We start from the raw sequence: 26,541 nt of genomic DNA, 5'->3' as shown, positions 1-26,541 counted from the left end.
TGCGCTCCCCGGCGAACCACGCCACGGGGACCCCGACCCTGACCGAGGTGTCCGCATGATCTCCCGAGTCCTCGTCGCCAATCGTGGCGAGATCGCCCGCCGTGTCTTCGCGACCTGCCGTCGCCTGGGCATCGACACCGTCGCCGTGCACTCCGACGCCGACGCCGAGCTGCCGTTCGTCACCGAGGCCGACCGCGCCGTGCGCCTGCCCGGCAACACCCCCGCCGAGACCTACCTGCGGGCCGACCTGATCATCGACGCCGCCCGCCGGGCCGGCGCCGACGCCATCCATCCCGGCTACGGCTTCCTCTCCGAGAACGCCGGGTTCGCCCGTGCGGTCGAGGCGGCCGGGTTGACCTGGATCGGCCCGGCGCCCGAGTCGATCGAGTCGATGGGCTCCAAGGTCGGCTCCAAGGAGCTGATGCGCGCCGCGGGCGTGCCGGTGCTCGAGGCGCCGGACAGTCCCACCGAGGCCGACCTGCCGCTGCTGGTCAAGGCGTCGGCCGGCGGTGGCGGCCGCGGCATGCGGATCGTCCGCGACCTCGCGGCGCTCGAGGGAGAGATCGCGCGCGCCTCCGACGAGGCGGCGTCCGCGTTCGGCGACGGCACCGTGTTCGTCGAGCCCTACGTCGAGGTGGGCCGCCACGTCGAGGTCCAGGTCGTCGGTGACGGCGCCGGCGAGGTGCTGGTCCTCGGCGAGCGCGACTGCACCGTGCAGCGCCGGCACCAGAAGGTCGTCGAGGAGGCACCCGCTCCGCGCCTGCCCGAGGCCGTCGCCAAGGAGCTGCACGAGGCCGCCCGTCGCGCCGCCGCGGCGATCGACTACCGCGGCGCCGGCACGGTGGAGTTCCTCTACGACCCCGCCAAGGAGCGCTTCTGGTTCCTGGAGATGAACACCCGCCTCCAGGTCGAGCACCCCGTCACCGAGCTGGTCCACGGCGTCGACCTCGTCGAGCTGCAGCTCGCCGTCGCGCAGGGCGAGGCCGACGCGGCGTTCGCCGCCGCCCAGGACGCCACCACGCGCGTCGACGGCCACGCGATCGAGGTGCGGCTCTACGCGGAGGACTCGACCTGGACCCCGCAGTCGGGCCCGCTGGTGAGCCTCGAGATCGAGCACGAGGCCGCCTTCGGTCCGCTCGCTCGCGCGGGCATCCGCCTCGACTCGGGCTTCGCGTCCGGCAACGAGGTCGGCACCCACTACGACGCCATGCTGGCCAAGGTGATCTCCTGGGCACCCACCCGGGCCCAGGCGACCCGCCAGCTCGTCGCCGCGCTGCGCCGTGCGCGCATCCACGGCCTCACGGTCAACCGCGACCAGCTCGTCGAGATCCTCTCCGACCCGGCGTTCGCGTCGATGGACGTGACGACCTCCTGGCTGGAGACCCGCGAGGTCGCCGCGCCCGAGGCGGTCGAGGGGACCGACCCCGCCGCGGTGGCGGCCGCGCTGCTGCTGGCCGCCGACGACGCGCGCCGGCGTACGGTCCAGGCGGGCCTGCCGCCGGCGTGGCGCAACGTCGTCTCCCAGCCCCAGCGCACCACCCTGGTGCCGCTCGGCGCCACCGCTCCCGACGCCGGGGCGGAGGTCGTCGTGGAGTGGCACGGCACCCGCACGGGGTTCGCCGTCGAGGGCGTCACGGTCCTCTCGGCCGGGCCCGAGGCGGTGCGCCTCGAGGTCGACGGGGTGGCCAGCACCTGGGCCGGCCGCATCGTGGCCGACACCCGCACGGGCGCCCGCGACGTCTACCTCGACGGCCCCGACGGCGCGTCCACCTGGCACCACCCGCCGCGCTTCACCGACCCCGCCGACCAGGTGGTCGCGGGGTCGCTCCTGGCTCCGATGCCGGGCTCGGTGGTCACCGTGGCCGTCGCCGCGGGCGACCGGGTCTCCGCCGGCCAGCTCCTGCTGGTCATGGAGGCCATGAAGATGCAGCACAGCGTCACCGCGCCGGCCGACGGGGTCGTCGCCGAGATCAACGTCGAACCCGGGTCGCAGGTCGCGGCCGGGCAGGTCCTGGTCGTCGTGAGCGACGACCTCGAGCAGGGAGCAGACGCATGACGATCAACTTCACCGAGCCCGAGGAGCGCGTGGCGCTGCGCGAGGCGGTCGCCAAGCTGGCCGGCAAGTACGGTCGGGAGTACATCGAGAAGCAGGCGGCCGAGGGTGGCAAGACCACCGAGCTGTGGCTGGAGATGGGCGCCAACGGCTTCCTCGGCGTCAACATCGCCGAGGAGTACGGCGGCGGCGGGGGCGGCATGTCCGACCTGGCCGCGGTGCTCGAGGAGGCGGCGGGCCAGGGCGCCCCGCTGCTGATGATGGTCGTCAGCCAGGCCATCTGCGGCTCGATCATCGGCCGCTACGGCACGCCAGAGCAGAAGCAGCGCTGGCTGCCCGGCATCGCCGACGGCTCGATCACGATGGCGTTCGGCATCACCGAGGCCGACGCCGGCTCCAACTCGCACAACATCACCACCACCGCCCGCCGTGACGGCGACGGCTGGGTGCTGACGGGGCAGAAGACCTACATCTCCGGCGTCGACGAGGCCCAGCTGGTGCTGATCGTCGCGCGCACCGAGGACGCCAGGACCGGCAAGCTCAAGCCCGCGCTGTTCGTCGTCCCCACCGACGCCGAGGGCTTCGGCAAGCAGGTCATCCCGATGGCCTGGTCGGCTCCCGAGAAGCAGTTCACCCTGTTCATCGACGACGTGCGGCTCCCGGGCGACGCGCTCGTGGGCGACGAGGACGCCGGCCTCGTGCAGCTCTTCGCCGGGCTCAACCCCGAGCGGATCATGGGCGCGGCGTTCTCGTGCGGCATGGCGAGGTTCGCCATCGACCGGGCGGTGGAGTACGCCAAGACCCGCACGGTCTGGAAGGCGCCGATCGGTGCCCACCAGGGCATCGCCCACCCGCTCGCCAAGGCCAAGATCGAGCTCGAGCAGGCGCGCCTGCTCTGGCAGAAGGCCGCCGCGCTCTACGACGCCGGGGACGACTTCGGCGCCGGCGAGTACGCCAACATGGCCAAGTACGCCGGCGGCGAGATCGCCTGCAACGCCACCGACATCGCCGTGCACACCCACGGCGGCAACGGCCTCACGGTCGAGTACGGCCTGGCCAACATGATGGTCGCCGCCCGCCTCGGCCGCATCGCGCCCGTCAGCCGCGAGATGATCCTCAACTTTGTGGCCATGCACAGCCTGGGGCTGCCGAAGTCCTACTGACCCCTCAGGTGTCGCGCTGCCCCAGCGGGGGGATGTTGGCATTGCCGCGGAAGACGTTGTCCGGGTCCCACGCGGTCTTCACGGTCCGCAAGCGCGACCACTGCGCCGCGCTGTAGGCCTCCTGGACCCGTGACTGGGCGTCGTCGCTGGTGAAGTTCACGTAGACGCCACGGCTGTGCGGGGCGAGGGCCTCGAAGAAGCCGCGCACCCAGGCCCGGTGCCGGTCCGCGTCCCCGGCCTGCTCGGGCAACCACGAGCCGACGATGTTGATGTCGTGGCTCGCGTCGCGGTGCGCGAAGGCGGTCGCATCGTCCGGCACCCGGCTCATCGCGCCGCCGAAGCTGAAGATCGGCACGGTCGAGAGCGGGCTGCTGATCATCGCGAGGTGCTCGCAGATCGTGTCGATGATGTCGCCGGAGAGCGGGCCGAGCCGGTGCGACCTCCAGTAGTAGTGCCGCCCGTGCGGCACCGCCGGGTCGAGGAACCTCTGGTGCGCGACATAGGGCTTCGCTGCGATCGTGTCGAGCACCGGGTGGCCGAGGGCTCGCACCGGCGCGAGCACCCGCTCGCCCTCTTCCACCGGGCCGGCGTAGGTTGCCACCAGGCCGATGATGGGCCTGCCGTGGAGGTGCTCGGGGAAGAGCGGCAGCGCCGGCGCGAGCCGCAGGTTGGCCATCAGGCCGACCTCGTCGGGCGCGTCGGCGATGAAGTCGCGCAGGAAGGCCAGCACGGTCGGCGCCTCCTCCGCCGACCAGGCGACCAGCCCGGCCAGGACGGTCGGACCGAGCGGCTGGAGCTCGAAGGTGAAGTCCGTGACGACACCGAAGTTGCCGCCACCGCCGCGCACCCCCCAGAACAGGTCGGTGTTCTCGGTCTCCGACGCCCGCACGATCGAGCCGTCCGCGGTCACCACCTGGCACGAGCGCAGCGCGTCGATCGCCAGCCCGGACCTGCGCATCAGGTGGCCGATCCCGCCGCCCAGCGTGAGGCCGGCGATCCCGGTGTGGCTGATGTAGCCGCTGGTCATCGCCAGCCCGAAGGCCTGGCTCTCGCGGTCCACGTGGGCGTTGAGTGCGCCGCCCTGCGCCGACACGGTGCGCGCCGCCGGGTCGACGACGGTGCCGCGCATCCCGGAGAGGTCGAGGACGACGCCGTCGTCGACGAGCGAATGGCCGGCGATCCCGTGGCCCCCACCTCGTACGGCGACGGGCAGGCCATGGTCCCGGGCCCAGCGCAGGGCGACGGCCACGTCGCTCGCCCCCTCGCACCGGGCGAGGAGGGCCGGACGGCGGTCGATCTCGCCGTTCCAGATGCGGCGCTGGACCTCGTACGCCGGGTGGTCGGGCGTGATCAGCTCGCCGGCGAAGTCGCCGGCCAGTGCGTCCATGGTGGGCAGGTCGAGCGTGGTCATGGGTCTCTCCTCGTCGGTGGGTGCTGCCCGACAAGGGTCGGTCGGCCGAGGAGCGGCGCGCGAGTATCGATCCTGTACTGGTACAGAACCCAGAGCGGACCTACCGTCGGAGGATGGCAACCACCTACGGCCAGTTCTGCCCCGTGGCGATGGCCTCGGAGGTGCTCACCGAGAGGTGGACGCCGCTCGTGGTCCGTGAGCTCCTGTGCGGCAGCACGCGCTTCAACGATCTCCGTCGTGGGGTCCCGCTCATGTCACCGGCGCTGCTCTCCAAGCGCCTCAAGACCCTCGAGCGCGTCGGGGTCGTGGACCACGACGGCGGCGCGTACCGGCTGACCGCGGCGGGTAGGGAGCTGTGGCCCGTGATCGAGGCGATGGGGGTCTGGGGCCAGCGGTGGGCGCGCGGTGACGTGATCGCCAAGCACTACGACGCCTCGCTGCTCATGTGGGACATCCATCGCAACGTCGACACCGACGCCCTGCCCGCGCGCCGGGTCGTCGTCCACTTCCACCTCCGGGGGTCGAGCGACAAGAAGAGCCACTTCTGGCTCGTCCTGGCGACACCGGCGGTGGACCTGTGCCTCACCGACCCGGGCTACGACGTCGACGTCGAGGTGGCCGGTCATGTCGAGACGATGATCGACTACTGGATGGGCCGCCGCGACCTGCTGGGAGCGGTGCGGGCCGGTGACCTCGCCATCGCCGGACCGCGTCCCCTGGTCAGGGCGCTCCCGACGTGGTTCACCCGCAGCACCTTCGCGCCGGTGCCGCTGCCCGAGGGCGCCTGACTGTCGGAGCCGGGTGGCAGGATCGTGCCGTGGCCCTCGCCGACCGTCCGCTCGTGCCCGAGGAGTGGGTGCGGCGCATCGACGCCGTGCTCGGCGCCCTGCCGCGCTGCGTCCAGGAGCCGGCGTGGACCGGCACCCGGTGGCGGGTCGGCGGCGCCACGGTGGCGCACGTCTTCGGCGGTGAGGACCAGCTGTATCGCATCACCTTCCGCGGCGAGCCCGACGAGGTCGCCGCCTTCCAGCACATGGGCGCGCCCTACTTCCGGGCCGGGTGGGGCGGCAACCTCATCGGCATGGTCCTCGACGACGACACCGACTGGGACGAGCTCGCCGAGCTGCTCACCGACTCCTACTGCGTCCAGGCGCCCGCCCGCCTCGCCGAGCAGGTGGCCCGCCCGGGCGCCTGAGCGGACGACCCGCGATCGCGCCCGGCAGGATGGGCGCCATGACCGCGACGTCGCACGGCCGCCTCGTCGGGCTCGACGTCGCCCGCTGCCTCGCGCTGCTCGGCATGGTCGCCACCCACGTCCTCGACGAGCGCACCCCGGCGGGCGACCTGGCCACCGCCCAGTGGCTGGCCGGCGGGCGGGCGTCGGCGCTGTTCGCCGTGCTGGCGGGGGTCAGCCTCGCCCTGATGACGCGCGAGCCGCTGCGCGCGCGCCCGCTCGCGCTGCGCACCGCCGGCATCGCCGGCCGCGCGCTGCTCATCGCGCTGCTCGGCCTGCTGCTCGGCGGTCTCGACACCGGGATCGCGATCGTCCTCACCTACTACGGCGTGCTGTTCGTGCTCGCCCTGCCGTTCACGCTGCTGCGGCTGCGGACGCTCCTGCCCCTCACCGTCGCCTGGGTGGTCCTGGCCCCGGTGGCCTCCCACCTGGTGCGACCGCACCTGCCGGAGCGCGGCTTCGACAGCCCGACCTTCGGGCAGCTCGTCGACGACCCCGGAGGTCTGGCGAGCGAGCTCCTCCTCACCGGTTACTACCCCGCGGTGCCGTGGCTGGCCTACCTGCTCGCCGGCCTGGTGGTCGGACGGCTCGACCTCCGCGACACCTCCCTGCTCGGCGGGCTCGCCCTGGGCGGGCTGTCGGTGGCGGTGCTCGCCACCCGGGTCTCCGGCTCGCTCGTCGACCCCGCCGTGGCCGAGGAGAACGCGACGGGCATGTACGGCACGACGCCCACCGGCGGGGAGTGGGACTGGCTCCTGGTCGTCGCGCCCCACTCGGCGACGCCGTTCGACCTCGCGCAGACGATCGGCAGCGCGGTGCTGGTGGTCGCGCTCTGCCTGCTCGTGGCACGGGTGCTGCCGCGGCCGGGGACAGCGGCGCTCGCCGTGCTGTTCGGGGCCGGCACCGCGACGCTCACGCTCTACTCCCTGCACGTGCTGATGCGCACCGACGCGGTGTGGCCGCCGGAGGAGCCCTCGACCTACGCCCTCCACGTCTCCGTGCTGCTCGCCCTCGGCGCGGTGCTGCGGGTGCTCGGCCGGCGCGGCCCCCTGGAGGCGGTGGCGGGCCTGCCGACCCGGCTCGCGCGCCGGGCGACCCGGGAGAAGGAGCCGGCCGGCGAGCCTCAGCGCAGCGGCACGAAGCGGTAGCGCCCGTGCTCGGTCACGACCGCCCCGGGGTTGCTCACCCGCAGCATCGTCCCGCCGGCGGGCACCACCATCACGCCCTCGCCGCCGAGCTGGGCGACGAGCTCGCCGGGGAGCGAGTCGGCCATCGCCGAGACCAGGATGCGGTCGTACGGCGCCCCGTCGGGGTCGCCGAGCACGGCCGGGTCGGCGGCGCGGATCGTGGCCCACGGCCGCCTGGTGCGGGCCAGGTTGGCGGCGCCGAACGCCACCAGCTCCGGCTCGAGCTCGACGCCGAGGACCGAGCCGGTCGGCCCCACGAGGTGCGCGAGCAGCGCGGCGGTCCAGCCCGACCCCGACCCGACGTCGAGGACCCGGTGGCCGACGTGGACGTCGAGCAGCCGAAGCATGCCGTCGACGGTGCGTGGCTGGGAGTTGGTCTGGCCTGCCGCGATCGCCAGCGGCCCGTCGTACGACGCGCGGCGCCGGACCCCGCGCGGGAGGAAGTCCCGTCTCGGGGTGGCGTCGAACGCGGCTGAGACCGGGTCCATCGGTCCATGCAATCAGACCCAGTGGTTGTCGTGCTCGCGCATGAAGCGGTCGTAGGCGTCGCCGTCGAGCTCGCCCATGCCGGCGGCGAGCCCTTCGAAGTAGGCCTCGCGCGGGGCACCGGGTGCGAAGTGGAGGAGCATCGTGGCCGCCCCGTCCTCGTTGCGGAAGCCGTGGATCCCCCCGGCCGGCACGTGCGCGAAGTCACCGGCGTGGCAGCGCACCCAGTCGGCGCCGTCGAAGATCGTCACGGTGCCCTCGAGGACGTAGAACGACTCGGTGATCGTGCGGTGGAAGTGGGCGGCGGGACCGCTCGGCGCCCCGGCGAACTCCCACCGGTAGAGCCCGAACGTGCCCTGGGTGGAGGCGCCCTGCGCGAGGTAGAAGACCTTGTTGCCGTTGGGGTAGACGACGGCCGGCTCGAGGCCGGCCCGCACGACGCGGGCCGAGACCTCGCCGGACCCACCGTCGTAGATCGGCGGCGGATAGCTCATCGGGCGTCGGCCGCCTCGTAGGCGTCCTGGACGTCCTGGGGGGAGGAGGCGTTGGGCTGGCTGACCCGGACGTGGTTGCCGAACGGGTCGCGGAGGCCGAAGTCGGTGCCGTAGGGCTGCTCGACCGGCTCCTGGGTGATCTCGACGCCCGCGTCGCGGAGCGCGGCGTAGGTCGCGTGCACGTCGTCGCTGAGCAGGAACACCCCGCCGAGGGCGCCCTTGGCGACGAGCTCGCGCACCTGCGTCGCCGAGGCGTCGTCGTGCACCGGGGGCCCGACGAGCTCGAGCAGGATCGAGGTGTCCTGGCCCGGGACGCCGACGGTGAGCCAGCGCATGAAGCCCAGGTCGATGTCGTCGCGCACCTCGAAGCCGAGGTGGCGGGTGTAGAAGTCGAGCGCCTCGTCCTGGTCGAGGACCGGCAGGCTGCGGATGTGGAGGCTGGTGATGTGGTTGGTGGTCATGCCGACGACGCTAGTGAGCCGGGCGCCGGTCCTGCTTCTCCGAAACCGCTGTCCCTTCCTCCTCGGCGCTGCGCTGGCGCGGCCGGGTCCAGGCCGCGACGAAGCACGACGGCACCGCGACCGCCTCGTGGCGGGCGCGGAACTCGCTGGGTGAGCAGCCGACCACGTTGCTGAACGTGCGGCTGAACGTGCCGAGGCTGGCGAACCCGACGTCCCACGCCACGTCGGTGACGGGCCGGTCGGTCTGGCGCAGCAGGGTCATCGCCCGCTCGACGCGGCGACGCTGGAGGTAGCGGTGCGGGGTCTCGCCGTAGACCTCCTTGAACACCCGGCCGAACTGCGAGACCGACAGGTGGGCGATGGCCGCGAGCGTGGGTACGTCGAGGGGCTCGGCGTAGCGACGGTCCATCGCGTCGCGAGCGCGCAGCATCCGGCGGTTGGTGTCCTCCTGCGCGGACGGTGCCCGGCCCATGCCGAGGAAGGTAGCCCACGCCCACGCCCACGCCCACGCCCACGGCACGCGGACGCGACAGCGGCATGACCCCGGGGGGAGGGGCCATGCCGCCGTCTGTGCGTTGTAGGTCGGATCTCGCGTTCTGGGGGGGATCCCGTACGTCAGCGGGGGGTCGACGTACGAGGTGCGAGAGCCGGTCCTGCGGAACGCGGCCGCCGCCGGGCTCACCCGGACGTCTGGTCGTCCCCCTTCCCGGGAGGATCGATGGAGGTGGCACGGCCGGGGCCGTGGTTGCCCGGGTTGACGGAGTTGCCCGACCTGCCGGGGCCGCCCGAGTTGCCGGGGGCGCCGTTGCCGGGGCCGTTCCCGGGGCCGCCGTGGCTGTGGCCGTTGCCCTGGTTCCCGTTGCCGGAGTTCCCGGGGCCGGAGTCCCCGTTGCCGGGGTTGCCCGAGTTGCCGGGGTTGCCCGAGTTGCCGGGGTTACCCGGATTGCCGTGGCCGGGGCCGTCGCCGGGGCCGCCGTGACCCGGACCGCCGTGACCCGGACCGCCGTGACCCGGACCGCCGTGGCCGCCGCCGTTGGTGCCGTGGGTGTGGTGGTGGTCGGAGGGGGTCGGCCCGTCGGTCCTGCCGCCGTCGCGCGGCGGACCGATGAGGGCGACGCAGTAGGTGGCGATGCGGTCGGCGCCGCCCGCCTCCTCGGCGAGCGCCTGGAAGGCGGCACTGTCGAGCGACGCGCCGGCCTGCGAGCGGTCGGTGGCCTGGAAGGCGCGGCACAGGCCCGCGTAGTCGGGGATGGCGGGGGTGGTCGTCGGGCCGGGCGTCACGGGCGGCGTCGGCGACGGCTTGGTGGACGGACCGACAGAGCCCGAGGGGCCGCCGGTGCCCGACGGCGCGAGCGACCCGCTGGTCGTCGCGGACGGAGCGCTGTCCGGGCTGCTGCTGGTGGGGTCGCCGGAGGAGGCGGACGGGCTGCCGCCCGTCGTCGGGGTGGCCGACTCGGCCGACTCGGCTGACTCGACCGACTCGTCCGCGGGCTTGCCGGGAAGCGACGGCAGGTCGGGAAGCGAGGGGAGGTCCACCGAGCTGGCGAGGGCGAAGCCGCCCGAGGTCAGGGCCACCACGGCGCCCGTCGCGACGGCGGCTCGGGTCGCGGCGCGGCGGGCCAGACGGGCGGGGGAGACGAAGCCGGAGCGCGTGGCGGGCCGCGGGGACGTCCGGGCGACGCGGAAGGCGGCCACCGTGGCGTCCTCGCGTCGCAGCTCGTCGGGATGCGCGGGTGCGCTCGCGGCGGCGAGCGCGCGCCCCAGGGCGTCGTCGTGCTCCGCCGGTGCGTCGAGCAGGCGCTCGGCGTCACGGCGGGACAGGCGGGGGTCGGGGGTGCTCATCTCACTCCCCTCAGCGTTGTGGGGCCCATGGGTGTTACGGCTCCTCCGAGATCCTCTTCGCGAGCCGCTTGAGCCCGCGGTGGGCGGCAGCCCGGACGGCGCCCGGCCTCTTGCCGAGGATGCGTGCCGCGGTGGGGGCGTCGAAGCCCAGCACGGTGCGCAGCATGATCGCCTCGGCCTGATCGGGTGGAAGCGCGGCGATCAACCGCACGACCTCCTCCGAGCCGACCCGCACGAGAGTGTCGGCCTCGACGTCGGTGCCGTCCGCCAGGTCGACCAGGTCCTCGACGGGCTGGTCGGCGACGGGCCTGCGCCGGGCGTGGCGCAGGTGGTCGAGGGCCCGGTTGCGGCCGATGGTGGTGATCCACCCGCGGAAGCCGTCGGCGTCACCGGTGAAGCGGTCGAGGTCGCGGAACGCCTGCGCCCAGGCGTCGCTCGCGACATCCTCGGCGTCGGCGGGGCCGACGAGGACGGTGAGGTAGCGCAGGAGCGGCGGCTGCACGTGGCGGTAGACGAGACGGAACGCCGCCTCGTCGCCCGCCTGCATCGCCTCGACCGCATGGTCGAGCCCCTCCTCCGCGCCCACCGCCGCATTGTTGCCGACCGGGTCGCGACGGCACCAACCCCGACCCTCAGGCGGCGTCGGTGAGGTCGAAGACGGCGATCGGGTCGGTCGTGGGCTGCGGTGACCCGCCCTCGGGCTCGACGGTGATGCCCACCGCGGCGGCGTCCGCGGCCGGTCCGTCGAGCACGACGGTCTGGTCGGGGTCGTCGGGCATCAGCCCGGCGGAGACGAACTCGTCGCCGTCGATGAACCACAGCTCGTAGTCCTTGCCGGTCGGCGCGCTCACCATGTCGTCGGTGGTGAGGACGGCGCGGTCGCGCGACTTCGAGCGCGTCAGCGTGGCGCGGCCGGCCTCGCCGAGGTCGACGACGACCTCCTCGGCGTCGGGGGCCTGCAGCACCTGCTCGGCGGCGGTCAGCCGCTCGACGTCGTCGTCGGCGGACTTCCAGGGCTGCGTCACCGCCGCGCCGACGCCGACGATGATCGCGAGCGCTGCCGCGACGAGCAGGGGCACCCAGCCCCTCCTCCGGCCCGGGCGGCGGTGGTCGTGCGGCGGGGCGGGGGAGACCTCGGGAGCGAGTGGGCGGACCTGCGAGATGCCGGCCAGGACGGACTCGCGCAGCGATCCGGGCGGCGCGACGGCGACGGTCTCGGAGAGCAGCGCGGCGGTCTCGCGGAGCTCGGCCACCTCGGCGCGGCAGTCGTCGCACTCGGCCAGGTGCCGCTCGAAGCGGGCCCGCTCGAGCTCGTCGAGCGCGTCCATGGCGTAGGCGCCGGTGAGCTTGTGCACGTCACTCATGCGCCTTCTCGCTTCGCTCGACGCGCGCCGAGGGCACCGGGCGCGCAGGGGTGGATGATGAGCTCGCTGCGCTCGCTCATGAGGCAACTCCCATCAGGTCTCGCAGGCGGATCAGTCCGTCGCGGATGCGGGTCTTGGCCGTGCCGAGGGGCACGTCCAGCAAGGTGGCGACCTCGGTGTGCGTGTAGCCGCCGAAGTAGGTGAGCTCGACGGCCCGGCGCTGCACGTCGGTCAGCGTGGCGACCGCCCCGCGGATGCGGGCCGCGTCGAGCGAGGCGTGCGCCGACTCGGCGGTCTGGTCATGGTCGGTGGGGGCCGCCTCGCGGTTCCACGTCTCCTCCCGCGAGGAGGCCGCCTCGACCGAGCGGACCCGGTCGACGGCCTTGCGGTGGACGATCGTGAGCAGCCAGCCGACGGCGCTGCCGCGGTCGGCGTCGTACCTCGTGCTCGAGCGCCACGCGTCGAGGTAGGCCTCCTGGGCCACCTCCTCGGCGTGCGCCGGGTTGCGCACGACACGCAGCGCCAGGCCGTAGGCCCGGGCCGACGTGGCGTCGTAGAACTCGGCGAAGGCCGCCTCGTCGCCCAGGGCGGAGCGTCGGAGCAGGTCGGCGAGCCGGGCGGCGTCGCCCCCGGACGGGACGCCCTCAGGCGCCCCGTCCGGTACGGGCCTCACGTGGTCCACGTCAGCAATCCTCGCAGTGTGTGTCGGGTGCGGGCATCACATCTGCGGCATCAGGACCTGGTCGACGACGTAGACGGTGGCGTTGGCGGTCGGCACGTTGCCGCAGATGATGCTCGCCTCGCCGATGGTGAAGGCCTCGCCCTCGCCCTCGACGGTGAGCGTGTCGCCCGCGAGGGTCTCGTGCTCGCCCGCGACGGTCTCGGGGGTGAGCCGCTCACCGACCACGTGGTGCGTCAGCACGGTGGTCAGCATCTTCTTGTCCTTGAGGAGGGCGTTGAGGTCCTTCTTCGGGATCTGCGCGAACGCGTCGTCGGTGGGCGCGAACACGGTGATGTCCTCGGTCGAGTTGAGCGTGTCGACCAGGTCGGCCTCGGTCACGGCGGCGACGAGCGTCTTGAGGAGGGGGTTGTTGGACGCGGCGGTCGCGACCGGGTCGTCGGCCATGCCCTCGACCGAGCCCTCGCCGGACGTGGGGACGGCCGAGCAGCCCTCGCCGAACGGCGCGTCGGCGGCCATCGGCTCCTCGGACTCCATCGGGGTCTCGGAGCTCGACTCCGACTCCGTGGGGGACTCGGAGGTCGACTCGGACGTGGAGTCGGAGGCGCTGGTGTCGGAGTCGCTGTCGCTGCCACAGGCGGCCAGGCCCATCGACGCGGTCAGCGCGAGGGCGGCCAGTCCGAGGGTGCGGGTGCGGAGCAAGGTGTTCATGACATGCCTTTCGGTTGGAGCCGATCTGGGTGGGCCGGGGGCCCGTTGTCGAGAGGTGTTCGGGGCCGGTCTCGGGGTGGATGGGTGGATCGGCGAAAAACTTTGGACAATCCTTGGACGACCTCGCCCGGGCAGTGCTCGGGGGGCGCGTCAGGTGATGAGGACGGAGATCTCCTGGAGGCCGCTGGAGCCCTCGGGGAAGGGGCGCATCCGCACGTCCGTCTGCACGTCCCCGGCCCTGTTGGTGGCCCGGGCGGCGAGGAGGTGCCGGCCCGGCGTGGCGTCCCACTCGAGGTACCACTGGCGCCAGTAGTCGTCGGTGACCTGCGGGCCGAGGGAAGCCTGCTGCCAGGCCCCGCCGTCGACGCGCACCTCGACCCGGTCGACGCCCACGCCCTGCGCCCAGGCCACGCCGCCGACGACGACCGTGCCTGCGCCGGTCTCCGAGAGCGGTCGCGGGGTGTCGATCCGGCTCGAGATCTTGATCGGCGCGTCGGTGACCCAGTCGCGCTCGGTCCAGTAGGCCTGCTCGGCGTCGTAGGTCGTCAGGGTCATCCGGGTGATCCACTTGCACGCGCTGACGAAGCCGTAGAGCCCGGGCACCACCATGCGCGCCGGGAAGCCGTGGGTGCGGGGCAACGGGCCGCCGTTCATCCCGATCGCGATCATGGCGTCGCGGCCGTCGAGCGCCACGTCGAGCGGGGTCGAGATCGTCATCCCGTCGACGTCGGTCGACAGGATCTGGTCGGCCCTCGTCGCGTCGATGCCGGCGCGGGCGAGCACGTCGGCGAGCGGTACGCCGAGCCACCGGGCGCCGCCGACGTAGGGCCCGCCGACCTCGTTGGAGACGCAGGTGAGGGTGATGTCGCGCTCGATGGTCGGCATCGCGGCCAGCTCGTCGAAGGTGAGCGTGACCTCCCGGTCGACGTCGCCGTCGACGGTGAGCGTCCACGAGTCGACGTCCACGGCCGGGATCGTGAGCCGGGTGTCGACGCGGTAGAACTCGCCGGTGGGGGTCCGCAGCGGGGTGATCTGGTCGTAGGTCCCCTCCAGGCCCACCGGGAAGGACGACGCGGGGTCGGCGGCGACCGGCAGGGAGACGTCCGTCCCGCCGAGGCGGTAGGACGTCACCCAGCGGCCGGCGGCCCCCATGACCACGCCGGCAGCGGCGAGCCCGCCGGTCGCCAGCACGACCCCGCGTCGGGTGGGGCCGCCGACCCCCGGCGGCGGCCCCGGGCGGCCCCGGTCGTCGACGCGGTGCAGCCACCACAACGAGGTGGCTGCGACCGCGGCGGCGACCAGGGCGGGTACGAGGTCCAGCGGCCCGGATCCGGGGCGCAGGACGGCCAGCACGCCGGCGACACCGGCGAGCCCGACCAGCACGAGCAGCCCCGACGTCTCGCGCCGCGCCGCGACCACCCCCGCGACGGCGGCGAGCACCAGCACGACGAGCGTCACCGAGCCGACGAGCACCAGCTTGTCGGCGCTGCCGAACTGCCGGATCGCCCACTCCTTGAGCGGGGTCGGCGTCAGGTCGATGACGGTCGAGCCGACGGCCAGCACGGGCGAGGCGGCCGGCACGGTCAGCGCGGCGACCAGGTGGCCGGCGGCCAGGCCGACGAGGGTGGCGAGCACGCCGTACGCCGCGTGGCGCGCGGTGCGCGAGCGGGACCGCTGGTCGATGGTGTGCATGGGTGGGGTTCGGAGCCGGGGGCCGCGCCGGATGGGAGGACACCCCTGCCGGTCCCTCCAGAACCGGTCGGGAGCACCGCTGCGGTGCGGCAGGATGTCCGCCATGACCGACGCCCCCGACGAGCTGGTGCACTACGCCGTGTCAGACGCCGTCGCCACCATCACCCTCGACAGCCCCGCCAACCGCAACGCCCTGAGCCGCCAGCTGGTGACCGAGCTCTTCGCGCACCTCGAGCGCGCCGGTGCCGACGCCGACGTGCGGGCCGTGCTCATCGAGAGCTCGGGCAAGGTCTTCTGCTCCGGCGCCGACCTGACCGAGGCCTCGAGCGAGGGGATGGAGTCCGGCACCCGGGCGATCGTCGAGCTGCAGCGCCTCATCGCCACGCTCGACAAGCCGGTCGTGACCAAGAACCTCGGCGCCGTGCGAGCGGGCGGGATCGGGATCGTCGCCGCCGCCGACATCGCCATCAGCGCGGCCGACGCCACCTTCGCCCTCACCGAGGTCAAGCTCGGCCTCGCCGCCGCGATCATCAGCCTCACCGTCCACCACCGGATGACCCCGCGGGCGGCCGCCCTGACCACGCTCGGCGGCGAGGTGTTCACCGGCGCCGACGCGGCGGCGTACGGGCTGGTGACCAAGGCGGTGCCGGCCGACGTCCTCGACGAGGAGGTCGCCGCCGTGTGCGCCAGCCTCGCGACCGGGGCGCCCCAGGGCCTGCGGGAGTCGAAGCGGATCCTCAACCGCGACCTGGTCGCGCGCATCGACGCGCTGGGCGAGGAGATGGCGACCACGAGCACCCGGCTGTTCGCCTCCGACGAGGCGCGCGAGGCGATGGTCGCCTTCCTCTCCCGCAAGAAGTAGCCCCCGGGTCGCATCCGTCGGCCGCCCTGCGCGCGAGAAGCAGGTGAGGCGACAGAGGAGGCGAACGTGGACCAGTACGACGTCGCGCGCCGTGGCCGCGCCAGTCCGGGAGCACCCCGGTGAGCCTGCCCGACCCCGCCGCGTGGCTGGGCGTGGTCGCCGCCGCCCACCTCGGCTTCCAGGTCACCGTCGACCGGGTGGTCTACCCGGCACTGCGCGACGTGGAGCACGGGGTGTGGCAGGCCGCGCACCAACGGCACGCGCGGCGCATCGCCCCGCTGGTGGGGCTGCTCTACGTGCCGCTCGTCCTGGTCCTGGCCTGGACCGCGGCGGTCGAGCCGCGGGCGGCCGGCACGTGGCTCGCCGCGATCGGCGCGTCGCTGTCCGTCGTCACCACCGCCGCGCTCGCCGCCCCGCTCCACGCACGGCTGGCGCGGGCCCCGCTGACGGAGCGCCCCCGGCTGCTGGACGACCTCGCGCGCGCCGACCGGGTCCGCACGCTGGGCGCCGCGGCCTGCCTGCTCGGCGCCGTCCTCCTGCTGACGTGAACGGCGGGTGCGCGGGGCCACGATCGCGAGGAGTCGGCGCTCGTCGGTGCCCGCCGGTAGGCTTGTCGGTCTGCCCGGGACCGTTGGGCAGTGGTTCATCGGGGGATGAGGAGCAGGATTTGAGCGAGGAGCTCGAGGCGCGCGAGATCGCGGCGGAGCAGGCGTACGTCGACGAGGTCTACGTGCAGCTCGAGGCGTCGACCCGCAGCGCGCGGGCGTTGGCGGCCGAGGGCCACAGCCGGGGCAAGCTGGGGCACGAGGGCGGCCTCGTCGAGCGCGACGCGATGGTCTTCCAGGCTGCCAAGCGCATCGCCCAGCTCGACGCCGCCCACGAGGGGCTGGTGTTCGGCCGGCTCGACCTCCGCCCGGAGATCGACGCCCAGCCGCGCTACATCGGGCGCATCGGCGTGCGCAACGCCGACCGCGACGTCCTGCTGATCGACTGGCGCGCACCCGCCGCCGGCGTGTTCTACCAGGCCACCGCCGCCACGCCGTCCGGCGTGGTGCGCCGACGGGTGCTGCGCTCGCAGCACCGCACCGTCATCGGCGTCGAGGACGAGCTGCTCGACGACGAGGCCGACACCGACCTGCCGATCGTCGGCGAGGGCGCCCTGATGGCCCAGCTCTCCCGCGCCCGCGACCGGTCGATGCACTCGATCGTCGCCACCATCCAGGCCGAGCAGGACAAGGCGATCCGCGCGCCCGGCAAGGGCGTCGTGTCGATCTCGGGCGGGCCCGGCACGGGCAAGACCGTCGTCGCCCTGCACCGTGCCGCCTTCCTGCTCTACTCCGACCGACGCCGCTACGAGGGCGGCGGCGTGCTCGTGGTCGGGCCGAGCGGGGTGTTCATGCGCTACATCGAGCGGGTGCTGCCGAGCCTCGGCGAGACCGCGGTCGCGCTGCGCTCGCTGGGCGAGGTCGTCGGCGGCATCCGCGCCACGCGCCACGACGAGCCGAGGGTCGCCGACGTCAAGGGCGCGACCCGGATGGCCGAGCTGCTGCGCCGCACCGCCCGCCAGCACGCCCCGGGCGCCCCGACCAGCTTCCGCATCTACTGGCGCGACGAGACGATCGTGCTCGACCCCGCCCTGCTGGGCCGGCTGCGCCGCCAGCTGATGTCGCAGGGCCGCCGCAACCGGCAGCTGCCACGGGTGGCCAGGACGCTCCTCGACGCGATGTGGCGCCAGGTGAGCGGCGAGCGCGGCCGCGAGCGCGGCCGACAGGCGTTCGACGACGACATGCTCGGCCACGCCGGCTTCGTGGAGTTCGCCTCCGCCTGGTGGCCCCCGCTCGACGCCCTCACGGTGTTCGGCTGGCTGCGCGAGCCCGACTTCCTGGCCCGCGTGGGCGAGGGCGTCATCTCGCGCGAGGAGCAGCTGCTGCTCGGCAAGTCGTGGGCGTCCGGCGACCTCTCGATCGAGGACGTCCCCCTGGTCGACGAGCTGCGCTACGCGCTCGGCGACGTGCCGCAGCGCACCGACGACGAGCGCGACCTCGACGAGACCGGCCTGCTCGAGGGCGGGGTCGACCTCCAGGAGCTCACCACGGTCTCCGAGCGCGACTACGCCCCCGGCGGTCGTCCGTGGGCGGCGCCGACGCACCGGATCGAGGACGACGGCTACGCCCACGTCCTCATCGACGAGGCGCAGGACCTCACCCCGATGCAGTGGCGGATGGTCGGTCGGCGTGGCCGCTCCGCCAGCTGGACGATCGTGGGTGACCCGGCGCAGTCGTCGTGGCCCGACGCTCCCGAGGCCGCTGCGGCCCGTGCGGAGGCGCTGGAGGGCAAGGAGCTCCACGAGTTCCACCTGTCCACCAACTACCGCAACTCCGCGGAGATCTACGCCTTCGCCGCCGACTACGCCCGCCGCGTGGGTCTCGACGCCGACCTTCCCGACGCCGTCCGCCGCACGGGCGAGGAGCCGCGGGTCGTGGGTCCGGTCGACGACCTCGAGGCCGCGGTGCGCGAGGCGGTCACCACGATCGCCGACCGCGTCGAGGGCACCGTCGCCATCGTCGTGCCGGTCGCTCGGCGCTCGGAGGTCAACGCCTGGCTGGCGTCGTGGCCCGAGCTCGCCGACGACGCTGTCGGCGCCCGCGCCGCCGTCGACTCGAGCGTGACGCCCAGCGGCGAGGACCGCGTGGTCGTGCTCACCGGGCTCGACACCAAGGGCTTGGAGTTCGACGGCATCGTGGTGGTCTCGCCGCAGGAGATCGAGGACGAGTCGGCCACCGGCCGCGCCACCCTCTACGTCGTGCTCACCCGCGCCACCCAGCTGCTGACGACGGTCGGTTGAGGGCGTCGGGCAGGGTCCGGCGGCTAGCATCGCCCTTCACCGTCCGGGCGCAGTCACGAGTGGGGAGGCCGATGTCTGTGAGCGCACGCCGCGACATCGCTTGGCGACCCGCCCGTCAGGCCGCGAGGGGGGTCGGCGCCGCGATGTCCGCCCTCGCCCTCGTGCTGGGAGCCGGTGCCGCGCAGGCCGCGCTGCCGCGCGGTGAGACCGTCGAGTCCGACCCGGCGCCCACGTGGGGCTGGGAGGAGGCGTTCGTCGAGCAGTTCGACGGACCTGCCGGCACCGCGCCCGCGCAGTGGCACAGCATGCTCGGCTCGAACGGCGCCATCCACAACGGGCTCGGCCAGCTCGCCGTCGGGCACCTGTCCCAGATCCGCACCAACGCCGGCTGGACCTTTCCCCTCGGCACCCAGGTGCGGGCCACCGTCAGCCTCCTCATGCCCGACACGGGCAGCAACTACGCCGCGTTCTGGATCCAGCACCCCAACGGCGTCGACCCGCGCGAGATCGACGTCATCGAGAGCTACGGGCCGCTCAAGACCACGGGCGTCCAGGTGGGCTCGCACCTCTGCTACGACGACACCGCCGACACCGCCGTCAACGCGTGCGCGGCGACCGGCCGGCCGGCCGAGCTGTGGCCCGTCACCGACGCCTTCGGCGCGGGGCCGAGGCCCTGGGACGCCTACTGGGAGTACGCCGCCGAGTTCACCGTCGGTGGCGACACGGTGGTCTACACGGCCTCCGACGGCCAGGGCCAGGAGGTCTACCGCGTGACATCGACGCCCGACGCGCGCCGGGTGCCCAACGGCATCGTGCCGCTCCACCTCCGGCTGTCCAACAAGGACGTCCTGCCCGAGCACGCCGTCCCCGGCGGCAGTCGGCAGGACATGCTCGTCGACTGGGTCCGCGTCGAGGTCCGGACGCCCTAGGCGACGGCCGGGATGAGACGTCCCGGGGGGCATCCCCGGGCGCCCGTAGGGTGCTTCGCATGACCCAGACCCCCGCCGTCCGCGACCTCCTGGAGCAGATCCAGGGGCACGGCGCGTGGGCGGTCATCCGGCGCAAGGCCTCGCCGACGGTGGGACTGGTCGGCGGCACGCCCCACGAGGTCGCGAGCCTCCTCGACATCCCGCTCGAGACGGGGGCCCCGGAGCCGGGCCGCAGCGCCGACCGGCTGGTGGCCGTGCCGTTCCGGCAGGTGCGCGAGCGCGGCTTCGCCGCCATCGACGACGGCGCCCCGCTGACGGTCGTCGACCTCGAGGTCGAGCACGAGGTGCCGGTCGACGACCTGCTCGCGGCGCTCCCCGACGTGCCCGTCGAGTTCGCCGACCGCGGTGGCTTCGCCACGAGCGACGAGGACTACGCCGACGTCGTCGAGGCGATCATCCGCGACGAGATCGGGCAGGGCGAGGGCGCCAACCTCGTCATCGGCCGGCACTACCGCGCGGTCGTCGCCGACTGGGACGCCGACCGCGCGCTCACGGTGCTGCGGCGGCTGATGGAGCGCGAGCGCGGCGCCTACTGGACGTTCTGCTTCTTCACCGGCGAGCGCTTCCTCATCGGCGCCAGCCCCGAGCGGCACGTCTCGGTGCGCCAGGGCGACGTCCGGATGAACCCGATCTCCGGCACGTTCCGCGTCGCGGGCCACGGCGACGACCTCAAGGAGCGCCTCCTCGACTTCCTCGCCGACGAGAAGGAGGTCTTCGAGCTCTTCATGGTGGTCGACGAGGAGCTGAAGATGATGTGCGACGTCTGCCAGGAGGGCGGCCAGGTCCTCGGGCCGTTCCTCAAGCCGATGACGCACCTGATCCACACCGAGTACCTCCTCGCCGGCCGCTCCGACCGCGACCACCGCGAGATCCTGCGCGACACGATGTTCGCGGCCACGGTGACCGGTGCGCCGGTCGAGAACGCCTGCCGGCTGATCGCCGACTACGAGCCCGAGGGCCGCGGCTACTACGGCGCCGCGCTCGCGCTGTTCGGCCGCTCTCCCGAGGGCACGCCCACGATGGACAGCCCGATCCTGATCCGCACCGCCGACGTGTCGCCGGCGGGCGAGCTCAAGGTCACCGCGGGCGCCACGCTCGTGCGCGACTCCGACGCCGCCTACGAGGTGGCCGAGACCCGGGCCAAGGCCGGCGGCATCCTCAGCGCCTTCGGCCTCGTGCCGGCGGCGACCTCCGACGGCACCGACATCGCCGAGCTGGCACGCGACGAGGACGTCCTGCTGGCCCTCGGCACGCGCAACCAACGGCTCTCCCGCTTCTGGCTCACCGACCAGGCCGGCGAGCCGGCCGACCCCGGTCTGGCGGGCAAGGAGGCCGTGATCCTCCACGGCGAGGACGACTTCGTGAACATGCTGGTCCACGTGCTCGGGGTCTTCGGCATGACCTCGCGGGTGGTGCGGCACGAGGACTACGCGCCCGGGGCGTTCGCCGGCGCCGACCTGGTGATCGTCGGGCCCGGGCCGGGCGACCCGCGCGAGGGCGAGCACCCCAAGGTCGCGTCGTTCCGCCGTGCGGTCGACGACCTCCTCGCCTCGCAGCAGCCGTTCCTCGCCGTGTGCCTGGGCCACCAGACGCTGTGCGAGCGGCTCGGCCTCGACCTCGGCTACAAGGACGTGGTCTTCCAGGGCACCCAGTCGCCGGTGCGGCTCGACGGGCGCACCGAGCGGGTCGGGTTCTACAACACGTTCGTCGGCCGCGTGCCCGACGGCGGCGCCCTGCCCGACGGCGTACGCGTCGAGGCCGACCCGGAGACCGGTGACGTGCACGCGATCGTCGGCCCGCACTACCGGGGCATCCAGTTCCACGCCGAGTCGATCCTCACCGAGAACGGCTACGACCTGCTGCACGCCGCGGTGCGCGACCTCCTCGCCCGGCACGACGGGTAAAGTCGACCAGACGTCTAGACATTCGTCCGGCGTGGCAGGCAACGAAACGCCTGCCGAGGACGTCACCCTTGGTGACCGACGTGGGACAGGCAGGGGGGGCAGTGGGGTACGTCAAGGGAGCATGGGCCGGCGTGTGCCTGCTCGCGCTGATGGCATGCGGCGCGGCGAGCGGCGGCACCACCGACGGCTCGCGCGGCCCGGACGGCGTGGCACCGCCGCGCGTGACCAGCGGCGCCGTGGCGGTCGCCGAGGCGGTGCCGGCGGCGGCGCGGGCCCAGCGGCCCAACATCGTCGTGGTGATGCTCGACGACTTCTCGATGGACCTCGTGCAGACGATGCGCTCGGTGCAGCGGATGCGCAAGGCCGGCGCGAGCTACCCGCACTCGTTCGTGACCGACTCGCTGTGCTGCGTGTCGCGCTCGAGCTTCTTCACCGGCCAGTACCCCCACCAGACCGGCGTCCTCACCAACACCTCCAACAAGGGCACCTCCCGCCTCGGCGGCTGGCCCGCCTACGACACCAACGGCAACCCCGAGCGCGCCTTCAACGTGCGACTCCAGGAGGCCGGCTACCACACCGGCTTCATCGGCAAGTTCCTCAACGAGTACGAGTGGTCGCCGGGCCGCGCGCTGCCGCCGGTCGTGCCGGGGTGGACGACGTTCAACGTGGTCTTCGGCTCGGCCTACGACGGCTGGGACTTCGCCAGCACGACCCTGGTCGACCAGCGGCTCCAGCTCGTGCAGCACCCCGCGCCGCCGGCGAGCGCGGGCAGCACGGTCAAGGACAAGGCCTACGCCGGGGCGGTGATCGGCGACCTCGCGATGGACTTCGTGCGGGACAACGAGGCCTCCGACGCGCCCTACTTCCTCGAGGTGTCGCTCTACGCCCCGCACAACCGCACCAACCCCGAGGGCCACTACGCCGGCGACCCGCTCTTCCCGCCGATGTTCCGCGACCGCACCGGTCCGCGCAGCTGCGGGCGCGTGGCCTGCCACAAGCTGACCGCGGCCGACCTGCCCGGTCTCGGCGACCCGCGCAAGGAGAACCGGCCGCGGCGGGCCGACGGCAAGCCCGCCCGGGCGTGGAACACCGCCCGGACGCTGCCGCGGTCGGCGGCGGTGCGCGACCTGCGCGACCGGGCGCGGATGGCGCAGTCCGCCGACCGGCTGCTGAAGAGGATCCTCGGCGCCGTCGGCCCCCACACCTACGTCGTGCTCACCTCCGACAACGGCTTCCACCTCGGCCAGAACGGCATGGGCCGCGGCAAGGGGACGCCGTACGACACCGACGTGCGGGTGCCGCTGCTCGTCACCGGCCCCGGCGTGGTGCCGGGCAAGCGCCGCGAGGTGACCAGCAACATCGACCTCGCGCCGACGTTCGAGGAGCTCGCCGGCCTGCCGCCGGCGCCGTTCCGCAGCGGGCAGTCGCTGGTGCCGACCCTGGCGCAGCCCACGTTGGTCCAGCAGTCCTACGCGTTCCTCGAGCACACCCAGCAGTCGCTCACCGGCAACGACCCCGACGCCGCGTTCAGCGGCACCGAGCTCGACCGGATCCCCTCCTACACGGCCGTGCGGAGCCGCACCGGGCTGCTCGTGCGCTTCGACCTCGACCCGCGCCCGGCCACGACCACCTGGGGCTACGAGTACTACTCCTACAAGAAGGACGCCTACGAGCGACGCAACGCCTTCGCCGGCAAGCGGAGGTCGCCCGAGGTCAAGGACCTGATGGCGAGGCTGACCGCCTTCGACGGCTGCCGCGAGGCGGGCGACCAACCGGTGTCCGAGGCCTGCCGGGCGCTGCGCCGCTGACGCGCGCGGCAGGCACTAGCCTCGCTGCGTGACGCCGGACGTGATCGTGGTCGACCACCACGACTCCTACACGTGGAACCTGGTGCACCTCCTCGCGCGGGTGAGCGGCGTCCTGCCGCGCGTGGTGCAGCACGACGAGGTGACGCCCGGCGAGGTGCTGCGGCACTCGCACGTCGTGCTGTCCCCGGGGCCGGGCCATCCAGCCCAGCGCGCCGACTTCTCGGTCGGCACCGCGGTGCTGCGTGACGCCTCGCGCCCCGTGCTCGGCGTCTGCCTCGGCATGCAGGGGCTGGTCACGGCGTACGGCGGCACGGTGGGGCGGCTGGCCCCGGCGCACGGGGACGTCGCGGCCGTGCGGCACGACGGCGTGGGCGTCTTCGCCGGGCTGCCGCAGGGCTTCGCCGCGGTGCGCTACCACTCGCTGGGGGCGGTCGAGCTGCCCGAGGGGCTGGTGGCGACCGCGTGGAGCGAGGACGGCGTGGTGATGGGCGTACGCCACGAGGCCCTGCCCCTGGAGGGCGTGCAGTTCCACCCCGAGTCGGTGCTGTCGGCGCACGGCGAGGACATCGTGCGGAACTTCCTCCGATGAGCGACCCCGTCGCCTTCTTCCGCGAGGTCGCGGACGCGCACCGGCGCTGCTTCTGGCTCGACGGCGGCGGCGCGCGCGAGTGGTCGGGGCACCGCTCCATCATCGGCTGGCTCGACGACGACGACGTGTCGCTCTCGTGGTCGGCGACCAGGCGCGAGGTGACCCTGCACTCCGCCGGCCGCGCCGAGGTCGTCGGCGACGACGTCTTCGCCGTCCTCGAGGAGCGCATCGCGCCGGGCGAGCAGTGGTTCGGCTACCTCGGCTACGCCTCCCGCACCGACCTGCCCGCCACCCCCGACCCCCTGCTCCCCGACGCCGTGTGGATGCGCCCCCGCTCGGTCCGGGTGTTCGACCACCCGCCGCCGGGGCCGTCGTCGTCGGAGTCCCCGCTCGAGCGGGGACTCCGACACCTGGAGGGGGTTGCCACCCCCTCCAAGTGTCAGACTCCCCCTCCAAGTCAGGGCCCGACGGCCGCTACGACCCCGGCCGCCACTCCGGCCACCCCACCCGCCCCACCCACCGCGTACGCCGACGCGTACGCGCGGGTCCAGGAGCACCTGCACGCGGGCAACTCCTACGAGGTCAACCTCACCCACCGGATCTCCCGCACGTCCGACCTGGACCCCGTGTCGGCCTACCTCCGCCTGCGTCGGCTCAACCCCGCGCCCTACAGCGGCTTCCTCCAGCACGACGTCGCCGGCGCGCGGGCGTGGCTGCTGTCGAGCTCGCCGGAGAGGTATGCCCTCGTGGGCGCGGACCGGCACCTGGAGACCAAGCCGATCAAGGGCACCACCCCGCGCGGCGCCACGGCCGAGGAGGACGAGCACCACCGCGAGCGGCTGGCCCGCGACCCGAAGACGCGCGCGGAGAACCTGATGATCGTCGACCTGCTGCGCAACGACCTGTCCCAGGTCTGCGAGGTCGGGTCGGTCGAGGTGCCGGCGCTGATGCAGGTCGAGTCCTACGAGTCGGTGCACCAGCTGGTGTCGACGGTCCGCGGGCGCCTGCGCGACGACGTGTCGACGGTCGCCGCGCTGCGGGCGCTCTTCCCGGCGGGCTCGATGACGGGCGCTCCCAAGCTGCGCACGATGCAGGTGATCGAGGAGGTCGAGTCGACCCCGCGCGGGGCGTACGCCGGCGCGTTCGGCTGGATCAGCGCTGACGGCCCGGCCGACCTCGGGGTCGTCATCCGGTCGCTGACGACCGACGGCGGCGGCACCTGGACGCTCGGCACCGGGGGAGCCATCACGGTGCGGTCCGACCTCGCCGAGGAGTGGGCGGAGGCGGGGTGGAAGGCCGAGCGGCTGCTGCGCGTCTTCGACGCTCCGCCTGCCTGAGCCCGACCCCGGGGGACGAGCGGCGAGTCAGGTGCGCGCCACTGAGACGCCGGGCACCCACAGCGAGAAGCGGGCACCGCCGCCGGGGGCCTCGGAGACCTGGATCTGGCCGCCGTGGCGGTCGACCACCTGTCGCACGATGGCCAGGCCGAGGCCGGAGCCGGGCATCGCGCGCGACTCCTCCGAGCGGTAGAAGCGCTCGAAGACGTGCGGCCGGTCGGCCTCCGCGACGCCGCTGCCCTGGTCGTCGACGGTGAGGACGCCGTCGATGAGCCGGACCGTCACGGTGCCGTCCGGGGGGCTCCACTTGGCGGCGTTGTCGAGCAGGTTGGTCACCGCGCGCTCCAGGCTGCTGGCGTCGCCGACGACGGGCCACGCCTCGAGGTCGACGTCGAACGACACGCCCTGGGCGCGACGGCGCACGCGGGTCACCGCGCGCTCCACGACCTCGGCGAGGTCGACCTCGGCGACCACCCGGGTGGTGGGCTCGTCGCGGGCGAGCTCGACGAGGTCGCCGACGAGCGCGCTCAGCTCCTCGATCTGGCCGCGGACGTCGTCGAGCAGCTCGAGGCGCGCCTCGGCGGGCAGCGCCGAGTTGCCCTCGGCCTGGCGCAGCAGGTCGAGGTTGGTGCGCAGCGACGTGAGCGGCGTACGCAGCTCGTGGCTCGCGTCGGCGACCAGCCGGCGCTGCCGGTCCCGCGAGGCGCCGAGCGCCAGCAGCATGTGGTTGAAGGCGGTGGAGAGGCGGGCGACCTCGTCGTCGCCCTCCACCGGCAGCGGGGTGAGGTCCTCGGTCATCGCGATCCGCTCGACCGCTGAGGTGAGCCGGCGCACCGGTCTGAGCCCGTTGCTCGCGACCAGCCAGCCCGCCAGCAGCGCCGCCAGCACGCCGAGCGCGCCGAAGACGAACAGCACCCCGCTGAGCTTCTCGAGCGTGCGGTCGTTGGGCGCGAGCGGCTGCGCCAGGATCAGCGCGGCGCCGTTGTTGGCCTGCACGGTCGCCACCCGGAACCGCTCGCCCTCGGTCGTGACGAGGGTGCGCACCGACGACTTGCGCTGTCCGGTCGCGACCTCGTACTCCGGGCGGCCGAGGGTGAAGTCGGGGACGTCGTCGCCGGTCACCGTGCGTCCCTCGGCGGTGACGAAGATGATCCGCACGTCGGCCGCGCCGAGCATCCAGGCGGGCGCGCCCGACGCGGTGATGTTGGACAGCGTCGTGAACGCGGTGGCCTTGTGCGCGCGGTTGAGCAGCGACTGGTCGAGCGAGCTCATCATCTGCTGGCGCATCACCACGAACGCGGTGAACGCCATCAGCGCGATCGACAGGCCCAGCGCGACGGTGGTCAGCACGGCCACCCGCGAGGCCAGCGACCTGCGGTAGTGCCAACGCCCGTCGGAGCGGGTGGTGCTCGCGCCTGGGGTGCTCATGC

At 73.7% G+C, this 26,541-nt stretch carries 25 protein-coding genes; 13 read left to right on the top strand and 12 right to left on the bottom strand.

Translation table 11 applies throughout. The annotated features are described in order from the left end of the window. The first annotated feature begins 55 nt into the window (after positions 1-55). Both JX575_RS18405 and JX575_RS18400 read left to right on the top strand, forming a co-directional pair. On the top strand, positions 56-2,056 hold the full coding sequence (locus tag JX575_RS18405) for a biotin carboxylase N-terminal domain-containing protein (protein WP_186339489.1): 2,001 nt from the start codon (positions 56-58) through the stop codon (positions 2,054-2,056). Beyond that, positions 2,053-3,216 carry an acyl-CoA dehydrogenase family protein gene (locus JX575_RS18400; RefSeq protein ID WP_186339488.1) on the top strand — a complete coding sequence of 388 codons (1,164 nt, stop codon included), beginning with the start codon at positions 2,053-2,055 and terminating at the stop codon, positions 3,214-3,216. The genes JX575_RS18405 and JX575_RS18400 overlap by 4 nt, the downstream gene beginning before the upstream one ends. 4 nt (positions 3,217-3,220) lie before the next feature. Here JX575_RS18400 and JX575_RS18395 read toward each other — a convergent pair whose 3' ends face one another. Beyond that, complete coding sequence (locus tag JX575_RS18395; RefSeq protein WP_186339487.1) at positions 3,221-4,627, bottom strand: FAD-binding oxidoreductase; 1,407 nt, start codon at positions 4,625-4,627, stop codon at positions 3,221-3,223. A gap of 113 nt (positions 4,628-4,740) precedes the next feature. Between JX575_RS18395 and JX575_RS18390 the strand changes: the two genes are divergently transcribed. The 3 genes from JX575_RS18390 to JX575_RS18380 are packed head-to-tail and all read left to right on the top strand — an operon-like array spanning position 4,741 to position 7,009. Then, positions 4,741-5,415, top strand: coding sequence for a helix-turn-helix domain-containing protein (locus JX575_RS18390; protein ID WP_186339486.1), 675 nt, complete (start codon positions 4,741-4,743; stop codon positions 5,413-5,415). A gap of 29 nt (positions 5,416-5,444) precedes the next feature. Beyond that, positions 5,445-5,822 (top strand): MmcQ/YjbR family DNA-binding protein, encoded by a 378-nt coding sequence (locus tag JX575_RS18385; protein ID WP_241005250.1) that lies wholly within the window; start codon positions 5,445-5,447, stop codon positions 5,820-5,822. A gap of 38 nt (positions 5,823-5,860) precedes the next feature. Next, positions 5,861-7,009, top strand: a complete 1,149-nt coding sequence (locus JX575_RS18380) for a heparan-alpha-glucosaminide N-acetyltransferase domain-containing protein (RefSeq protein WP_186339485.1) — start codon at positions 5,861-5,863, stop codon at positions 7,007-7,009. On the opposite strand, the gene JX575_RS18375 is transcribed toward JX575_RS18380, so the two are convergent. From JX575_RS18375 to JX575_RS18330, 10 genes are all read right to left on the bottom strand, one after another. Continuing rightward, positions 6,985-7,536: a methyltransferase domain-containing protein gene (locus JX575_RS18375; RefSeq protein ID WP_186339484.1), complete on the bottom strand. Its 552-nt coding sequence runs from the start codon at positions 7,534-7,536 to the stop codon at positions 6,985-6,987. The two genes, JX575_RS18380 and JX575_RS18375, sit on opposite strands and share 25 nt — an antisense overlap. Positions 7,537-7,548: 12 nt before the next feature. Continuing rightward, on the bottom strand, positions 7,549-8,028 hold the full coding sequence (locus JX575_RS18370; RefSeq protein WP_186339483.1) for a cupin domain-containing protein: 480 nt from the start codon (positions 8,026-8,028) through the stop codon (positions 7,549-7,551). Next, positions 8,025-8,489: a VOC family protein gene (locus tag JX575_RS18365; RefSeq protein ID WP_186339482.1), complete on the bottom strand. Its 465-nt coding sequence runs from the start codon at positions 8,487-8,489 to the stop codon at positions 8,025-8,027. The genes JX575_RS18370 and JX575_RS18365 overlap by 4 nt, the downstream gene beginning before the upstream one ends. Positions 8,490-8,499: 10 nt before the next feature. Next, complete coding sequence (locus JX575_RS18360) at positions 8,500-8,961, bottom strand: AraC family transcriptional regulator (RefSeq protein ID WP_186339481.1); 462 nt, start codon at positions 8,959-8,961, stop codon at positions 8,500-8,502. 206 nt (positions 8,962-9,167) lie between these two features. Further along, entirely contained in the window at positions 9,168-10,331 is a 1,164-nt protein-coding gene (locus JX575_RS18355; RefSeq protein ID WP_186339480.1) for a hypothetical protein, read from the bottom strand. A 34-nt stretch (positions 10,332-10,365) separates the two neighbouring features. Continuing rightward, the gene (locus tag JX575_RS18350) at positions 10,366-10,917 is read right to left on the bottom strand and encodes a sigma-70 family RNA polymerase sigma factor (RefSeq protein WP_206054447.1); all 552 of its coding nucleotides are present in this window, start codon (positions 10,915-10,917) and stop codon (positions 10,366-10,368) included. Between the two features lie 46 nt (positions 10,918-10,963). After that, the gene (locus JX575_RS18345; protein WP_186339479.1) at positions 10,964-11,695 is read right to left on the bottom strand and encodes an anti-sigma factor; all 732 of its coding nucleotides are present in this window, start codon (positions 11,693-11,695) and stop codon (positions 10,964-10,966) included. A 76-nt stretch (positions 11,696-11,771) separates the two neighbouring features. Beyond that, positions 11,772-12,377, bottom strand: a complete 606-nt coding sequence (gene sigK / locus JX575_RS18340; protein WP_186339478.1) for an ECF RNA polymerase sigma factor SigK — start codon at positions 12,375-12,377, stop codon at positions 11,772-11,774. Between the two features lie 36 nt (positions 12,378-12,413). Further along, complete coding sequence (locus JX575_RS18335; protein WP_186339477.1) at positions 12,414-13,085, bottom strand: fasciclin domain-containing protein; 672 nt, start codon at positions 13,083-13,085, stop codon at positions 12,414-12,416. 150 nt (positions 13,086-13,235) lie between these two features. Beyond that, complete coding sequence (locus JX575_RS18330) at positions 13,236-14,777, bottom strand: molybdopterin-dependent oxidoreductase (RefSeq protein WP_186339476.1); 1,542 nt, start codon at positions 14,775-14,777, stop codon at positions 13,236-13,238. Positions 14,778-14,880: 103 nt separating this feature from the next. Here JX575_RS18330 and JX575_RS18325 point away from each other — a divergent pair, with 103 nt between their 5' ends. From JX575_RS18325 to JX575_RS18290, 8 genes are all read left to right on the top strand, one after another. Beyond that, positions 14,881-15,639, top strand: coding sequence for an enoyl-CoA hydratase-related protein (locus JX575_RS18325; protein ID WP_313960509.1), 759 nt, complete (start codon positions 14,881-14,883; stop codon positions 15,637-15,639). Positions 15,640-15,758: 119 nt separating this feature from the next. Then, positions 15,759-16,187, top strand: a complete 429-nt coding sequence (locus tag JX575_RS18320) for a hypothetical protein (protein WP_186339474.1) — start codon at positions 15,759-15,761, stop codon at positions 16,185-16,187. Between the two features lie 119 nt (positions 16,188-16,306). Then, positions 16,307-18,484, top strand: a complete 2,178-nt coding sequence (locus JX575_RS18315; protein WP_186339473.1) for a UvrD-helicase domain-containing protein — start codon at positions 16,307-16,309, stop codon at positions 18,482-18,484. 143 nt (positions 18,485-18,627) lie between these two features. Beyond that, positions 18,628-19,413 carry a hypothetical protein gene (locus tag JX575_RS18310; RefSeq protein ID WP_186339472.1) on the top strand — a complete coding sequence of 262 codons (786 nt, stop codon included), beginning with the start codon at positions 18,628-18,630 and terminating at the stop codon, positions 19,411-19,413. 59 nt (positions 19,414-19,472) lie between these two features. Further along, a complete protein-coding gene (locus JX575_RS18305) occupies positions 19,473-21,377 on the top strand; it encodes a chorismate-binding protein (RefSeq protein ID WP_186339471.1) in 1,905 nt (634 codons plus the stop codon). A 101-nt stretch (positions 21,378-21,478) separates the two neighbouring features. Then, positions 21,479-23,185 (top strand): sulfatase-like hydrolase/transferase, encoded by a 1,707-nt coding sequence (locus JX575_RS18300; RefSeq protein WP_186339470.1) that lies wholly within the window; start codon positions 21,479-21,481, stop codon positions 23,183-23,185. 28 nt (positions 23,186-23,213) lie between these two features. Next, positions 23,214-23,774, top strand: coding sequence for an aminodeoxychorismate/anthranilate synthase component II (locus JX575_RS18295; protein WP_186339469.1), 561 nt, complete (start codon positions 23,214-23,216; stop codon positions 23,772-23,774). Beyond that, entirely contained in the window at positions 23,771-25,111 is a 1,341-nt protein-coding gene (locus JX575_RS18290; RefSeq protein ID WP_186339468.1) for an anthranilate synthase component I family protein, read from the top strand. The genes JX575_RS18295 and JX575_RS18290 overlap by 4 nt, the downstream gene beginning before the upstream one ends. A gap of 27 nt (positions 25,112-25,138) precedes the next feature. Here JX575_RS18290 and JX575_RS18285 read toward each other — a convergent pair whose 3' ends face one another. Then, entirely contained in the window at positions 25,139-26,539 is a 1,401-nt protein-coding gene (locus JX575_RS18285; protein WP_186339467.1) for a HAMP domain-containing sensor histidine kinase, read from the bottom strand. Between the last annotated feature and the right edge of the window lie 2 nt (positions 26,540-26,541).

This window comes from Nocardioides sp. zg-1228, assembly GCF_017086465.1.
In the GTDB taxonomy this organism is placed as follows: Bacteria; Actinomycetota; Actinomycetes; order Propionibacteriales; family Nocardioidaceae; genus Nocardioides.
The sequence above is the reverse complement of the archived record's forward strand: the minus strand, read 5'-3'. Positions and strand labels throughout refer to the sequence as shown.